Origin of the sequence: Candidatus Phycosocius bacilliformis (genome assembly GCF_003112735.1) — a bacterium.
Taxonomy (GTDB): domain Bacteria; phylum Pseudomonadota; class Alphaproteobacteria; order Caulobacterales; family Aquidulcibacteraceae; genus Aquidulcibacter; species Aquidulcibacter bacilliformis.
The window spans coordinates 1-479 of sequence record NZ_BFBR01000021.1 but is presented as its reverse complement, the minus strand read 5'-3'; the positions used below and the strand labels follow the sequence as shown (position 1 = coordinate 479).

The 479-nt window shown below is 56.6% G+C and carries 1 protein-coding gene; it reads left to right on the top strand.

What is annotated here, in order from left to right:
- On the top strand, positions 1 to 479 hold a 479-nt coding region (locus PbB2_RS15830), incomplete at both ends, for an EF-Tu/IF-2/RF-3 family GTPase (protein ID WP_272949242.1).

Sequence of the window (479 nt, the reverse complement as noted above, 5' to 3'; positions counted from 1 at the left end):
GATATCCCCATCACCAAGGGTTCGGCTTTGGCAGCGGTTGAAGGCCGTGACCCGAAGATTGGCGAAGAAGCCATTTTGGCGCTGATGGCATCGGTGGATGAGTATATTCCACAGCCAGAGCGTCCATTGGATCGTCCATTCCTGATGCCAATCGAAGACGTGTTCTCGATCTCGGGCCGTGGTACGGTGGTGACGGGCCGCGTTGAAACCGGCGTGATCAAGGTTGGCGAAGAAGTGGAGATCGTGGGTATCCGCGACACCATCAAGTCGACGGTGACGGGCGTTGAAATGTTCCGCAAGCTGCTCGATTCTGGACAGGCTGGCGACAATATTGGTGCGTTGCTGCGCGGTGTTGACCGGACGGGTGTGGAGCGTGGTCAGGTGTTGTGTAAGCCTGGCAGCATCAAGCCACACAAGAAGTTTGAAGCTGAGGCCTATATCCTGACGAAGGAAGAGGGTGGCCGTCACACGCCATTCTT